General features: G+C 72.1%; 5 protein-coding genes. 3 read left to right on the top strand and 2 right to left on the bottom strand.

Annotation, left to right across the window (positions count from 1 at the left end; all coding sequences use genetic code 11):
- Positions 1-465: 465 nt before the first annotated feature.
- Together ACH4FX_RS30430 and ACH4FX_RS30425 are read left to right on the top strand one after the other, a co-directional pair.
- The gene (locus ACH4FX_RS30430; RefSeq protein ID WP_398484322.1) at positions 466-8,181 is read left to right on the top strand and encodes an SDR family NAD(P)-dependent oxidoreductase; all 7,716 of its coding nucleotides are present in this window, start codon (positions 466-468) and stop codon (positions 8,179-8,181) included.
- On the top strand, positions 8,178-8,849 hold the full coding sequence (locus ACH4FX_RS30425; protein ID WP_398484320.1) for a class I SAM-dependent methyltransferase: 672 nt from the start codon (positions 8,178-8,180) through the stop codon (positions 8,847-8,849). Before ACH4FX_RS30430 ends, ACH4FX_RS30425 begins: the two co-directional genes overlap by 4 nt.
- Before the next feature lie 782 nt (positions 8,850-9,631).
- Here ACH4FX_RS30425 and ACH4FX_RS30420 read toward each other — a convergent pair.
- Positions 9,632-11,164: an FG-GAP-like repeat-containing protein gene (locus tag ACH4FX_RS30420; protein WP_398484319.1), complete on the bottom strand. Its 1,533-nt coding sequence runs from the start codon at positions 11,162-11,164 to the stop codon at positions 9,632-9,634.
- A 103-nt stretch (positions 11,165-11,267) separates the two neighbouring features.
- Positions 11,268-11,795 carry a hypothetical protein gene (locus ACH4FX_RS30415; protein ID WP_398484317.1) on the bottom strand — a complete coding sequence of 176 codons (528 nt, stop codon included), beginning with the start codon at positions 11,793-11,795 and terminating at the stop codon, positions 11,268-11,270.
- Between the two features lie 406 nt (positions 11,796-12,201).
- On the opposite strand from ACH4FX_RS30415, the gene ACH4FX_RS30410 reads away from it, so the two are divergent.
- Entirely contained in the window at positions 12,202-15,516 is a 3,315-nt protein-coding gene (locus ACH4FX_RS30410) for an ALF repeat-containing protein (RefSeq protein WP_398484315.1), read from the top strand.
- Positions 15,517-15,554: the final 38 nt, after the last annotated feature.

Genomic DNA, 15,554 nt, shown 5'->3' with positions numbered 1-15,554 from the left:
GGCCCGTTGTTCACGCAGCACGAGCCGACGCATCCGCATGGATCTCATCTGGAAAGGCAGCATCCGCGAAGCTACCCCACAAATAGGAAGAAGGGGCCAAAGTCTGCCTTACGGGCACCGGTACGCAGCGCCGTCGCCCGCAACGGAACCCGCATCAGGAGGAGAATCCCGTTGGCTGATTCCCACAGCCTCGTCCCACAAGTTTCGTGTTATACAGATCAAGGCTTTGCTTTCTTCAGCGGGCTGGTTTCCGCCGCACCGTTCCGGCTAATGGCCGGTCAATGCGCGTACCCACCACAGGTCGATCACAGAAAACACTCCCCTGACGCCCCACAGCATCCCGGGCGTCCGACGCCGGTGCCCTGACCTCGTCATGTCCGCCCGACGGTCAGGAACGGCCGGACCCCGCCACGTACCGCACGAGTTTGTCATATGCATGACGCACTCGCCCAGTGAGGAGCCCCCGTGCCTGCCGACTCCCGTGCACCCCGTCCGGAACCCATCGCCATCGTCGGAATGGCCTGCCGCTTTCCCGGCGCCATCGCCACACCGGACGCCCTGTGGAGGGCACTTTCCGCGGGACGGGACCTGATCACCGAGGTCCCCGAGGACCGTTTCGATGCGGCGCGGTTCGTCGCCGACGGCCGGCACCCCGGCAAGAGCTACACGGCAGCGGGCGGCTTCCTCGACGACATCAAGGGCTTCGACGGTTCCTTCTTCTCCCACATCTCCCCGCGCGAGGCGCAGTGGCTGGACCCGCAGCAGCGCATCCTGCTGGAGATGGCCGTCGAGGCACTCGACGACTCGGGAACCGACGCCGCCTCCCTCGCCGGGTCGGACACCGCGGTGTACGTCGGGGTGTCCAGCCACGACTACATCGACCTGCAGACCTGCCTGCCGCAAGACAACAGCCCGTACGCCATCGCGGGCAGCGCCGCGGCGAACACCGCCAACCGCATATCGCACCTCTTCGACCTGCACGGCCCCAGCCTGGCCCTCGACACCGCGTGTTCCTCGGCGCTGACCGCCGTGCACGCCGGCTGCGAACAACTGCGCTCCGGGGGCAGCCACGCGGTCCTGGCGGGCGGCATCAACGTCTTGATCAGTCCCTATGTGTACGCAGGGTTCGCGGCGGCTTCGATGCTCTCCCCCACCGGCCGGTGCCGGACCTTCTCCGCGCAGGCCGACGGATACGTACGGGCCGAAGGCGGCGGCCTGGTGATGTTGAAACGTCTCTCCAGCGCACTGGCCGACGGTGACCGGGTGCACGCGGTCATCCGGGCCGACGGCATCAACAACGATGGTGTCACCCCAGGGCTCGCGGTGCCCAACGCACACGCTCAGGAGTCGCTGCTGCGGGAGGTCTACGAAGGGGCCGGGATATCCCCCGACGACCTGGTCTACCTGGAGGCGCACGGTACGGGCACCCCCGTCGGCGACCCGGTGGAGTGCAGGGCCATCGGCCGGGCGCTCAGTTCCCGGCGGCGCAACGGCGCGCTGCCCATCGGATCGGTCAAGACGAACATGGGACACCTTGAGGCGGCTTCGGGTATGGCCGGCCTGTTCAAGGCCCTGCTCGTCCTGCGCGAGCGGACCGCCCCGGCGACGTTGCACTGCGAACCGTTCAGCGACGCCATCGACTTCGACGCACTCAACCTCCGGCCGACGGCGCTGCCCCATTCCCTGGAGGTGTCCCCGAACTCCGTCGTGGGCGTGAACTCCTTCGGCTTCGGCGGTGCCAACGCCCACCTGGTCCTGGGCGCACCGCCGCAGGCGCGGCCGTCCTCGCCCGCGTCCGGCGCGCTCGCACCGCCCGCCGCGCACCGCCCGTCGGCGCACCCCGTCATCGTCTCGGGCGCCGGTCCCGCGGCCCTGAGCGCCGCGGCGGAACGGCTGGCCGCCCATCTGGCGGAGGCCCCGCCCGGCGAGGAGGACGACGGCGAGCACGCGCGCCGCGGCCGCTTGCTGTACGACGTGGCCTACACGACCTGCCGCCGCAGGAGCCACCACCGGCACCGTGCCGTCGTCCTGGCCACCGACACCGACCGGGCCGCGACCGCCCTTCGGACCATCGCCCGAGGCGAACAGCCACTGCCCGGCAGCGCGGTGTCGGAACAAACGCCACACGGCCGCGTCGTCTTCGCCTTCAGCGGCAACGGAACACAGTGGGCCGGGATGGGAGCGGACCTCCTCGCCACCGAGCCGGCCTTCGCGCGGGCGGTGGACGAAGTGGACGAGGTGCTCGCACCCCGGCTGGGCTGGTCGGTGCGCGAAGAGCTGTCCGCGCCGCCCTCCCAGTGGCGGCTGCGGTCGACAGAGGTCGCCCAACCGCTGCTGTTCGCCGTCCAGATGGGCCAGGTCGCGGTGCTGGAGCGGGTCTACGGCATCCGGCCCGACGCGGTCGCGGGGCACAGCGTGGGAGAGACCGCGGCCGCGTGCACGGCCGGGGCGCTGGACCTGCGGCAGGCGGCCGAAGTGGTCCTGGCCCGCAGCCAGGCCCAGGCGGCGACGGCGGGGCGGGGCCGGATGGCGGCCATCGGGTTGTCCGAGCAGGAGGCGCGGGCGGCCCTGGCCCCCTACGACGGCGCGTTGGAGATCGCCGGAGTCAACAGCGACCGTGACGTGACGGTGAGCGGGGACGCGGACGCGTTACGGCGGCTGGGAGAGGAACTCGCCGCCGAACAACGGTTCTTCCGCCCCCTGGACATCGATCACGCCTTCCACAGCCGGTCCATGGACCAGGTGGAGAAGCCCCTGCGCGCCGCCCTCGCCGCCCTGCGCCCGTCCCCCGTGGCCCTCTCCATGGCGTCCAGTGTCACCGGATCGCCGCTCCAGGGGCGGGAGTTGGACGCAGAGTACTGGTGGCGCAACGTCCGCCGACCCGTCCTGTTCGGCAGGGCGGTGCAGACGCTGCGGGCCGAAGGCGGTGACGTGTTCGTGGAGATCGGCCCGCACCCGGTCCTCACCGGTTACCTGCGCAGGCTCACGGCCGACTCCACGGCCCCGGTGGCCGTCGTCCCCACCTGCGCGCAAGGGAGCGACGGCCCGGAAGCGCTGCGGACGGCGGCGGCCCGGGTCCTGGCCGCCGGGGCCCGCCCGCGGTGGGACGCCTTCTTCCCGTACCGCGGAGCGGTGGCGGACCTCCCGCCGTACCCCTGGCAGCGCGAGGAGTGCTGGCGGGGCGAGAGCCACTGGTGGAACGGGACCCACGCGGGCAACGACATGCCGGTGGACGACACACACCCGCTGCTGGGAGCCCGGCTGACCGACATCGACCCCGTGTGGTCCGGGCTGCTGGAACCGGCCCGCCTGCCGTGGCTGGCCGATCACCGGGTAGATGGTGAGGCGGTGCTGCCCGCCGCCGCCTACGTCGACATCGCACTGGCGGTCGCGCACCGGCAGTTCGACGCGCCGGTGGAGATCACCTCGTTGGACATCTCCCGCGCGCTCGTCCTCCCCGACGACGCGGACGGCGGCTGCGTACGGATGCAGACCTCCCTGGGCGAGGAGGGGCACGCCGTACGGATCGCGAGCCGTGCCACCCCCCGGGCGCCGTGGCTGACGCACGCCCGCGGCCGCGTCCGCGCTCTGCTGGCCCGCACCCCGCGTCCGGTCGACACCGCCGAGGTGCTCCGGCGCGCCGGTGCGCACTGGACCGCGCAGGAACACTACACACGCGCCGCCCGCAACGGCCTGCCGTACGGCCCGGCCTTCCAGGTGCTGAGCCGGCTGGACCACGGTCCGCACGAGGCGCTCGCCGCCTACCACTGCGAGCTGCCCGCCGACGGGTACCGGGTGCACCCCGCCCTGCTGGACGGAGCGCTGCAGGCCGGCGCGCCCCTTCTGGCCGACCTGGACAACGGCTCGGGTCCCTTCCTGCCGGTGGGAATCGACCGGGTACGGCTGTGGAACCGGCCACGGGCGGACGGCTTCGTCCATGTCCGCGGCCGCGAACTCGGGGCCCACGAAGCCTGCTGGGACATCACCGTGACCGATCCCGACGGCACCGTGGCGATGGAGATGACCGGCTGCCGACTGCGCCGTTACGCGGGCGGCGCCAGGCGGCACCCCCGGCATCTGGTGCCGGGCCTGCGGGCCCTGCCACGCCCGCACACGCAGACCGGGACCAGCCCGTTGCCCACGCCGGCCGAGCTGCGGGAGGCCACCGCGTCCGGGACACACGCCGGATACGGGCCGCCGTCCGCCGGCCCGGCCGTACAGCGTGGCGAGGACGGGTTCACGGCGTGCTTCGAGGAACTCAGCGCGCACTTCGCGGCCCGCGCCCTGGCCTGCTTCGTCACGCGGGACACCCCGTTCACCACCGACGACCTGATCGCCGCGGGCGTGCGGGCGAAACACACCCCGCTGTGTGAGCTGTTGCTGAGCCTCGCCTCCCGGTGGCAGCTGGCCGGACGCGAGGAGAGCGACGACGGCCGGCCCCGGTGGCAGTTGACCGGAGTCCCCCAACCCGAGGCGCTGCTGCAGGCGGCCGTGGACCGCTTCCCCGGACAGGTGATGTCCGTGGCGCTCTTCGCCCGGTGCGGCATGCACGCACCTGAGGTCCTGCGCGGCGAGACGGACGCGGTCGAGCTGCTCTTCCACGAAGCCGACCAGCATCTCGTCGAGCACTTCTACAGCCACTATCCGGCCCTGCGCACCGACCACCGGCGTGCGGCCGCCGTCGTGCGGGCCCTGGTCGCCCGGTGGCCCGCCGACCGTCCGCTGCGCGTACTGGAGGTGGGGGCCGGTACCGGCGCGACGACCGCGCGGTTGCTGCCGCTGCTGCCCGCCGAACGCACCCAGTACGTCTTCAGCGACGTCTCCCCCGCGTTCTTCGCCCGCGCCCAGGACCGCTTCGCGGCCTACGACTTCCTCACGTACCGGAGCCTGGACCTGGACCGCGACCCGGCCGACCAGGGATTCGAGGACGCCGGATTCGACCTCGTGATCGCCACGAACGTGCTGCACGCCACCACCGACCTGCCCGCAACCCTGACCCGGATCAGCGGGCTGCTGGCCGACGGCGGCCAGCTGATGGCCGTGGAGATCCACGACGCCGAATCGCTGGCCCTGTGCTTCGGGCTCCTGGACAGTTTCTGGACCTATACCGACGGCGGACTACGCACCGGCTCTCCACTGCTGCCCGCCCGGGCGTGGCCACCGCTGCTCCGCGACAGCGGCTTCACCGATGTCGCGCGCCTCAACGAGGACGCGGACGAGGAGGACTCCTCGGCGGCCGGCAACCACTCCCTGCTGCTGGCCCGCCGCCCCGAGCGCGCGGCCCCGGTGACCGGACCGCCGCCCCACGCGGCCGACGGCCACTGGCTGCTGGTCGCCGAGCGGCCGGAGGCGGCCCTCGTGCAGCGGCTGGCCGATCTGCTGGCCGCAACCACCGACGGCTCCGTGCCGGTGATCACACCCGGGGAGGTGTCCGCACACCTGTCCAGCATCGCGCCGGACCACGCCCACGAACCCCGGCTCGTCCTGCTGCTGGACCAGGACACTCCGCCGGCGGCCGAACCCGAGGCCGTCCTGGACCAGGCCCTGAGGCGCCTCGACGCCTTGCGCGACATCGCCGCGGCCTGCGCGTCGCTGCCCGAACAGGCACGTCCGGCGCTGTTCCTGGTCACCCGCCCCAGTGGGACCTTCCCGGCCCCCGAAGTCCCCGAGGCCCCTGGGGACGCGGTCGCCTGGGGCGCGGCCCGGACCCTGGCCAACGAACAGCCGCGGCTCACCGTCCGGCGGATCTCCCTGCACCGCGGCGACGACCCCGCGCAGGACGCCCTGCGCCTGGCGCACGAGTTGCTCGGCCCCGACGACGAGGACGAGCTCCTGCTCACGCCCAACGGACGGTTCGCCGCCCGCCTGGTGAACCCCCCTCCGGGCGCGCCCGGCGACGAGGGGAATCCGGTACCGCGCGTCCTGCGGGTGGACGTGCCCGGCCGCCGGCACCGGCTCTCCTGGCACCCCGCACCGCCCCGGCGGCCGGGCCCGGGCGAGGTCGCCATCACCGTGGAGGCGGCCGCGCTGAACTACCGCGACGTGATGATGGCCATCGGCATCTACCCTCCCGGCGGCGAGGCCGTCACGCCCGACGGCATCGCCCTCGGGCTGGAGTGCGCGGGCGTGGTGACCGAAGTCGGCTCGGACGACACCGGGTTCGCACCGGGCGACCGGGTCTACGCCATCGCCGACCACTGCCTGGGCACCCATGTGGTGGCCCGCGCCGACCGGACCGGCGCGATCCCCCAGGACATGACCTTCACCGAGGCGGCCACGCTCCCGGTGGTCTTCCTCACCGTCCAGCACAGCCTGGAACACCTGGCACGGCTCGCCGACGGGGAGACCGTCCTCATCCATGGAGCCGCGGGAGGCGTCGGCCTGGCCGCCCTGCAGTACGCGCGCCGCCAGGGAAGCAGGGTCATCGCCACCGCCGGCACGCCCGCCAAGCGGAACCTGCTGCGCCTGATGGGAGCCCACCATGTCCTGGACTCCCGGAACCTGCATTTCGCCGACCGGATCGCGGAGCTGACCGACGGCGAAGGGGTCGACGTCGTCCTCAACTCCATAGCGGGCGAGGCGATCCCCCGCAGCCTCGAACAGCTTCGGCCCGGAGGCCGGTTCGTCGAGTTGGGCAAGCGGGACATCTACGCCGGGACCCCATTGTCGCTGCGTCCGTTCCGCAACAATCTGGCGTACTTCGGTGTCGACGCGCACCAACTGCTCACCCACCGGCTCGGATCGGTCCGCTCGACGTTCGCGGACATGGCCCGGCGTATCACCGCAGGCCACTACCGGCCGCTGCCCCACCAGGTGTGGCCGGCCACCCAGGTCGACGAGGCGTTCCAGGCCATGCGCCGCTCCCGGCACCTGGGCAAGGTCGTGGTGTCCTTCGACTCCGTGCCCCCGCTCGACCGGCCTGCGGCGACGCCGCGCCCGGACGCCGACGGTACCTACCTGATCACCGGCGGGCTCGGCGGCCTGGGTGCGGCCACCGCGCTCCACCTGGCCCGGCGCGGCGCCCGGCACCTGGTCCTGGTGGGCCGCCGCGGCCTGCGCACACCGGGGGCCCCCGAACTGACGGCGGCCCTCGAAGCGCTCGGCGCGCGTACGGACGTCCACGCGGTGGACGTCACCGACCCGGACGCCGTGGCCGGCCTGCTGAAGTCCGTCGACGCGAGCGGCCACCCACTGCGCGGCGTCCTGCACGGCGCCATGGTGCTGGACGACGGCACGCTGGCCGGCCTCTCGGACGGCCAACTGCGCGACGTGGTGGCGCCCAAGCTGCTCGGCGGTCTCCTGCTGGACTCCGCGACCCGCGGCCGTGCGCTGGACTTCTTCGCCGTCTATTCCTCGGGAGCCGCCACCGTCGGCAACCTCCAGCAGGCCAACTACGGTGCCGCCAACCTCTACCTGGAAGCGCTGACCCGCTGCCGACGCAGCGCGGGCGAGCCCTCGCTCGCCCTGGCCTACGGACCGGTCAGCGACGCGGGCTACGTGGCGCGGGAACATCTGACCGACGCGATGACGGCACGGGGATGGCTGCCCATCACCACCGACGAGGCCCTCGATGCCTTCGACGAACACCTCGCCCGGGGCACCGACGTGGTCTTCATCGACCGCTCCGACTGGCGCCGGGTCGGGCAGATCCTGCCGGCGGTGGAGACCCCCCGGTTCGCCGCCGTGACGCCCGACGGCCACGACGGACTGCCGGGAGACTCCCCCGACGACCTACGACGGCGCCTGCTGCAGGCCGACCCCGGGCCCGCACGTGCGCTGGCCGCCGAGGCGCTGACCGAGGCCCTGGCCAAGGTGCTGCACCGCACCCCGCAGAGCCTGGGACACGACCGGCCGCTGGAGCAGTTCGGAGTGGACTCGCTGATGGCCACCGAAGTGGCGCAGGCCATCCGCCGGCGGATCGGCTGCGACTTCTCCACGCTGGAGATCACCAACGCGGGCGACATCTCCACCCTGGCGCACCGAGTCCTCGTCAGGATCGGCCATCCGGCCACGGACGCGGCCATGGCGAGTACCGGGGGCGGAACCGGAGACGGAGCCGGAACGGGAGCTGGGAGCAGGGCCGGAACGGGAGGCGGGACCGGGCCCTCGGCCGGCGGAAACGGCAGCCGTGCCGTACCGGTGCCCTCCGCCCACCCCCGTACCACCGGACCGCAGCGGTGACCCTCTCCAGCGGCAGCGAAGCGCGCGCCGTCCACGAGGGCCAGGCCGTGTACGGCGCGCTGCTCCTGCACGGATACAACGCCGTGGTCTTCGGCATCAATTACCGTGCCTTTTGGCGGTGTTCGCCCCAGCGGGTGGTCGACCTGTACGAACGCAACATCACCGACGAACACCTCGACATCGGCGTCGGGACCGGCTACCTGCTCACCCGCTGCTCCCCCTCCGCCCGCCGCCGCATCGCCCTGGCCGACCTCAACCCCCATGCACTGCGGCACACGGCCGCCCAACTGACGGGGTACCAGGTGACCTGCCACCGGGCCGACGCCCTGAAGCCCCTGCCGCTGCCCCGCGCCTCCTTCGGCTCCGTGGGCCTCAACTTCCTGCTGCACTGCCTGCCCGGCCCGCTCTCCGCGAAGGCCGCGGCACTGGATCACGCGGCGGCCTGCCTCTACCCCGGCGGCAGACTGTTCGGCAGCACCGTGCTGGCCCACGGCGTACCCGTGACCCCGGCGGGCCGCCGGCTGATGGCGCTCTTCAACCGACGCGGCATCTTCCACAACGCCGCCGACTCCCTCGACGACCTGCGCGACCAACTCGCCGCGCGCTACCCCGCATTCCACCTCACGACGCACGGCTCCGTCGCGCTGTTCGAAGCCGTCGTCGAATGAACCACGCTCCCCACACAGGGGTTTCCAGGCTCGTACCGTTCGCACCTGAGCGGTACGGCACGCGGGCTGTTCCTTGGCTGTCGAGGGGCTCTCCGGAGTGCCCCGGAGCAGTGCACGATGCCGTGTGGACGCATCTGGTGGTCCGGACCCGGGCCGAGGGCGGGTGTTGGACGGCGGCGTGTACGGGGATGGTGTTGCTGGTTCTGGCCCGGGTGGCTGCCTGGGTAGCGGCGGGATAACCCGGCGCCCCCGGGTCGGGGTGGGGGCGCCCAGAGCTGGTGCTGGCCCTGGCGGTGGGCGCCGCGGTGCTCGCTCCCGCCGAGGCCGAGTTGATCGCAACGTCCCGGTTGGGCCGGACGCCGGTCCTCGTCCGGGCGCGGGAGCACGGGGTCCCGGCGCGGGGCGTGTATGCGCGGTGGCGCAGCAGGGCCGAGCGTCGGCTGGCCGCCTACCTGTCATGGGCGTAACGCCAGGTGCGTTTCGGTGGCGGCGCGACTTGCTTCCGTGTCGCGTCGGACATGACGGCAGTTATAGGCGCGCAAGCCGGAACGTTCCAGTCTGCGTTACGACGACCGGGCACCCAACAGCAGCGTCCGTACTCTTTCCGGTGGACTGCCCGCACTCGGAAAGCGCAAGTGACACCCGGGCCGGCTTCTCTTGCTCAGGGCGTCGCCACCGGAAGCCACCTCACCGCTGATTCACATCACCGATGACACGACAGCGGAGAGGGGCACCCGATCCGTGTGGCCGGATGCCCCTCCCGTCATGCGGTCACACGGGTGTCAGGACGCGCTGGGCCACATGGCCGTGCGCGAGCCGAGGGTGCCCTTGCCGTTGCCGGGGTAGAGGTACAGGCCGCCGGAGCTGTTGATGGCGGCGATGTCGGCCTTGCCGTCGCCGTTGAAGTCGCCGCCCAGGACGGCGCGGAAGCCGCCCCAGGTCTCGTCGGGCCACATCGCCTTGTCGTAGTCGAACGTGCCCTTGGCGTTGCCCGTGTACAGGCCCAGGCCACCGGTCTGGGAGACGGCGGCGATGTCGTCGCGGCGGTCGCCGTTGAAGTCGGCGGTGGTGAGGTGCTTCTTGGACCAGGTCTTGTCGTGCCAGACCTGGCGCTTGAAGCCGGAGAGCCGGCCGTCCGCGGTGGTGGTGTACGCGTACAGCGAGCCGTCGTTCCAGATGGCCACGAGGCCGTCACGGCCGGAGTCGTCGGCCTTGTAGCGGGCGAACTTGGAGACGGTCTTCCACGCGCCGTCCTTGGCCATCGAGCGGGGCGAGCCCAGCTTGCCGCTCTTCGTGCCCGGGTACAGGTCGAGGTAACCGTCGACGTTGAGGGCGGCGATGTCGGTCAGTCCGTCACCGTCGAAGTCGCCGGCGGTCATCGCGCGCTTGCGGCCCCAGGAACCGTCGTGGTTCCACAGCTCGCGGCCGTATTCGAGGGTGCCGTTCGGACCGGTGTAGAAGACGTGCAGGTTGTGGTCGTCGAGGACGGCCGCGACGTCAGGGCGGCCGTCGCCGTTGAAGTCGGCGGCGGTGACGACGTCGGTGACATGGTCGTACATGGCCGTCAGCCGGATCTGCTGGACCCAGCTGTGCAGGTCGTCGACGCGGGTCTCGACGGCGCCGGTACGGGTCTCCTCGGAGCCGAAGCAGCCGCCCTGCCACGAGGCGTGGTTGACCGCGACCAGTTCCAGACCGTTCTTCGTCTCGCGCAGGGCCGGGCCGCCGGTGTCGCCCATGCAGACGCTCGCGCCGTCCTTGCCGGTGATGGCGAGCGTGGTCGTGTCCACCGCGTCCACGGAGAAGCCGCCGCTGTGCAGGCGGCCGGGGACCCATTCGTCCTTGGTGCGGCCGTAGCCGGCCACCCGCAGGGTCTCGTCCTTGGCGGGGGCCGCGGACCCGACGGCGACCGGGGTGATGTCGTCGACCGGTGCGGACAGCTTCGCCATCACCAGGTCCCGGTCCGTACGCGGCGCGAGTTCGGTGATGGTGCGCACCTGCCCGCCCTTGCCGGTCAGGTCGGTGCGGCCGATGGTGGCCGTGGCCGCCAGCTTCGGCTTTCCGGCGGCGACCTGGTCCTGGCCGGGGTTGGCGGCGAAGCAGCTGGCGGCCGTGAGCAGCCACTGGGAGTCGACCAGGGCGCCGGTGCAGGCGCGCTTGCCGCTGCCGATGTCGAGCTTCGCCGTGAACGGGTACGCCCCGTCCTTGGCGGCGTCACCCACAACGGCGCTCGCCGGGGTACCGGTCAGGAGGCCGGCCGCGACAGCGGTCGCGGTCAGTCCGGTGAGCCATGCGGCGCGCGGACGTCTGCCAAACACTCTTGCTTCCTCAATTCTTGGGAGGGAAAGGGATCAGGGGTGGCGCGGGGTGCTTGCGGCGGCCGGCACGGCAGCGCCTTACGGGGAATGGGTCCCCGGGGAGTTACTTGCTCGCGATGATTTCGAGCAGCGTGTGCTCCCGGCCCGCGGGGTCGGCGTTCTCGCCGATGCCCTTCCAGGAGTTCTTCGGGATGTCGAAGGACTTCTTCTCGGTGCCGACGGTCATGTTGACCTTGGCCTTGTAGTCGTGGCTCTGCACGCCACCGACCGCGGGAACCTCCAGCGCGAGGTATCCGCTGTCCCCGGAGACCTTGAAGCAGAAGTCCGACCGGTCGCGGGCGATGAACCTCAGCAGGTTCGGGCTGCTGTCGCATTCGGCGAGGACGATGTGCCCGTCACCGTGCTTGAGCTTGAGGTTCTTCTCCTTGAGGATGCGGTCCGCACCGGGGTAGGAGAAGTCCTCGATGGCGAGCGGGGGCTGCTCGGACGATCCGGCGGCGGCCGAGATCCGGTCCGCGCGGGTGCCCGAGGACTGATCGGCGGCGCTGGCCGCCCCGGTCAGCAGGACGGCGCCGGCGACGAACGCGCTGCCGGCCAGACCAACGGCCAGCGGGCGCAGGGGTATCCGCATCGATGACTCACGTTTCGGTTGGTGACGGGTGAAGGGAGCAAACCGCCCCCAGCGGAAGGATTATCACTCGGCGTCACACATCATCAAACCCTGATGGTTCGTTACCAAAGCGTCACTCGTCCGCCTATCCCTTCCTGTATCCCCTGATGTCAGGGTGCGTCGGTTCGTCAACTCGCCACTTATGCACGAAAGTTGGCGAGCCGCATCGACCGGCTTCCCCGCATCCCCGGCGATCGCCATCAGCAATACGTCCGACTTGTCAAGATTTTCTGTGTGTGATCATGCTTCCGGACGCGTGGCCGCGCTTCTCGACGTCAACCAAGAGATTCCGGATGAGGAAGCACCTGACATGAAACCGTCAAACGTGTCGCGCCGAGCGCGGCACAGGCGCGGCAGATTCACCACCGTGGCCGCGGCGGCCACGGCAGCGGTGATATTCGGCACCACCGCGGCGAACGCGCTCCCGGCGCAGCCCGGTGAGGCGGCGCCCGCCGAGAACGCCCGCGCCCAGGCCGTCCAGGCGTGGAAGGTGGGCGGCGCGGCGACCAAGCGCGAGGCCGCCAAGGCACTGACCGGCTCGGCCGCCGACATGAACGAGTTCCTCGGCGGTGCGCTGCGCCGGGCCGAGGTGGAAGACGCCCGGTTCGCCATCCTCAAGACGATGGCGAGCGCGGGCAAGGGGGTGTCCGCCGCGGCGGACAAGGCGCTGTCCGGCTCCGACGACGAGGTGCTCGCCTTCGTCAAGGACGGGTACGAGAAGCCGCTCCAGGACGACCGGCGCTTCGCGGTCCTGCGCGCCATGAACGCGGGCGGCAAGGCCGTCAACCGCGAGGGCCAGCGGGCCCTCGACGACGGCACGCCCGCGACCTTGGACAAGTTCCTCCAGGAGGGCCTGGAAAAGGCCACCGACGAGGACAACCGCTTCGAAGTGCTCCAGGTGATGAACTCCGGCGGGCCGGCCGTGAAGCAGGCCGCCGAACGCGCCCTGAACGGGGACGCGGAGGACATCGCCGAGTTCCTGGACCGGGGCCAGGAACTGGCCCGGGCGCGCGACCAGGAGACGATGACCGTCGCGCAGCTGGCCCACGTCGCCACCGAGGCCGGCAAGAAGGCCAAGGCCCAGACCGACGAAGCGCTGGACGCCGCCGAGGTGGCGGACAAGGCCGCGGCGAACGCCAAGAAGGCCGCCGAAGAGGCGGCGCGGCAGACCGCGGCGGCCAAGTCGGACGCGGACAAGGCCGGCCGTTTCGCCACCAAGGCCGCGCAGGCCGCGGAGGGGGCCGCGGAAGCGGCCCGCACCGCCATCCGCGCCTCCAACAACGCGGTGGCCGCGGCCCGTACGGCGGCGCGTGCCGCCTCCAACGCCGCCTCCGCCGCTGCCGCCGCGAGCCAGGCCGCGTCCCGCGCCTACCGCGCGGCGAACGCGGCCGTGTCGGACGCCGGTCAGGCCAAGGCGGCCCGTCAGGCCGCCGAGCAGGCCCGGAACGCGGCAGCGGGTGCCCGTACCGCCGCGTCCGCGGCCGACCAGGCGGCCAACGCCGCCACGGCGGCCGGCAGGTCCGGTGCCGCGGCGGCCAGCGCCGCCCGCAACGCGGCCGCTGCCGCCGAGGCCGCCGCGCAGTCGAGCGCCAGCGCGGGCGTCGCACAGGCCGAAGCGGCCCACGCCAGGCGGGCGGCGGCCACGGCCCGCGCCGAGGCCGGCCGCGCGACCACCGCAGCCAACAGCGCGGTCTCCCTGGCCGACCAGGCGGCCAAGGCCGCCCGCCAGACCCGCACCGCGGCCAACAACGCGGCCGCGCACGCGGACGCGGCGGCCAAGGCCGCCGACAAGGCGGCGGACGAGGCCGGCAAGGCCCAGGACGCGGCCAACAAGTCCAAGGCCCACGCGGAAGCCGCGCTCCAGGCCGCCAAGACGGCGGGTGAGGCCACCGAGCAGGCCACCGAGGTCTTCAACGTGGCCCGGGCCGCCGAGAAGAAGATGCTGGAGGCGGACCTCGCCGCGTCGCTGGAGCAGGCGCGCGACGCCAAGCACCTCGAGGACGACCTCAAGCCGGTCCTCGCCAAGCAGGAGACGCAGGCCGCCCAGACGGACAAGGAGACCAAGCAGCTGCTCTCCGAGGCCGGCGAGAAGCTGGGCAAGGACGACCAGGCTGCCATGAAGGCGGCCCGTCAGGCGGCCGTCAACCTCCTGTCGAGCCAGGGCACCTGGACCCGCGCGGCGGCCGAGGAGGCCCTGTCGGGCTCCGACGAGGACCTGGCGGCGTGGCTCAAGCAGGACCGGGTCGACGCCGAGCACCAGGACGACCGGGAGAAGGCCGTCTTCTTCAGCCGGATCGGCACGCCCAAGACAGCGGCGGCCGCCGAGACCGCGCTCGCCAAGGGGCCCGACGCGGTGCAGGAGTTCCTGACCAAGGGGGCCTTCGAGGGGCAGAAGGAGGAGTACCGCTTCCAGATCCTCAAGGTCGTCAACGACGCGGGCAAGGCCGTGAAGGACGCCGCGACCAAGGCGCTCGACGACGGCTCCACCGAGGCGTTGCACGACTTCCTCGCCGAGGGCTACACCAAGGCACAGGCCGAGGACGACCGCTTCCAGGTGCTGCGGCAGCTGGAGCAGGGCGGCCCGACCATGAAGGCCGCCGCGCAGGTCGCCCTTGAGGGGACGGACACCATGCGTCGCGTCTTCGTCGAGCGCGCCCAGTACCGTGCCGCCCAGGCGGACCAGGACGCGGAGGCCCACGTCGCGGCGGTCCAGGCCCAGCTCAGCATCGCGGCGAAGGCCACCTCGCTGGCGTACGAGAACGCCCAGACGGCCTTCGAGGCCGCGGCCCGCGCCCAGGGCAAGGCCGACGAGGCCAAGAAGTACGCCGCCCAGGCCAAGGCCAAGGCGAAGGAAGCCCAGGGCCACGCCAACCGGGCGCAGGAGTACGCCGCCCAGGCCGACAAGTCGGCGGCCTCCGCGGCGGCCTCCGCCAAGAAGGCCAAGGCCGCGGCGGCCAAGGCCCGGGTCGCCTCCCGCCAGGCCAACTACTCGGCCACCCAGGCCACCCAGTCCGCGCGCCAGGCGGTGGCCTCCGCGGCCAGTGCCCAGGCATCGGCCGGTCGCGCCAAGGCGGCCGCCATCGAGGCCGGCAAGGACGCGGCGGCCGCGCGTACGGCGGCCGCCCAGGCCAAGCAGATCGCCCTGCAGAAGCACGAGGCCGAGCAGCGCGCGGCCGCGGAGGCCGCACGCAAGAAGGCCGAGGAGGCCGCGAAGAAGAACCAGCGGCCCGAGGACGACACCAAGAACGACAAGGCCGAGCTGCCCGACAGCGGTAGCGGCGACAAGGGCGGCAGCAGCGGCGGTTGCCCGGCAGGGAAGGGCGGCTGGTGTGACGGCGCCGATTTCCTGAGCAATGTCAGCACCTGGACCGGCTGGGCCGCGGCGGGCTCGAACCTGATCCCGGTCCCGGGCGTCGCACAGGGCGTCAGCGCGTTCCTGGGAGGCGTGTCCCTCGTCTCGGGCGTCGGCAGCACCATCTTCACCGGTGTCGCCTATGGATTCACCAGCGGTGAATTCTGGGGGTCCGCGCTCGGCACCAGCGTCGGTTTCATCGGCGGCAAGTTCAAGGAAGCCGTTTCGAAGGGTGGCGGTCTAGTAAAGTCGGGATACACGAAGGCCAAGGAGGTCTTCGGCGACGCCGCCGGTTCGGTTTATTCGGGCATCACCGGCCTGTTCGGCTGACCGACCTCCGTGTATAGCTGAGCTGTGGGGCCCGCGAG

The sequence above is a fragment of the Streptomyces sp. NPDC018019 genome (assembly GCF_044327805.1).
Taxonomy (GTDB): domain Bacteria; phylum Actinomycetota; class Actinomycetes; order Streptomycetales; family Streptomycetaceae; genus Streptomyces.
This window is presented reverse-complemented; position numbering and strand designations above follow the sequence as displayed.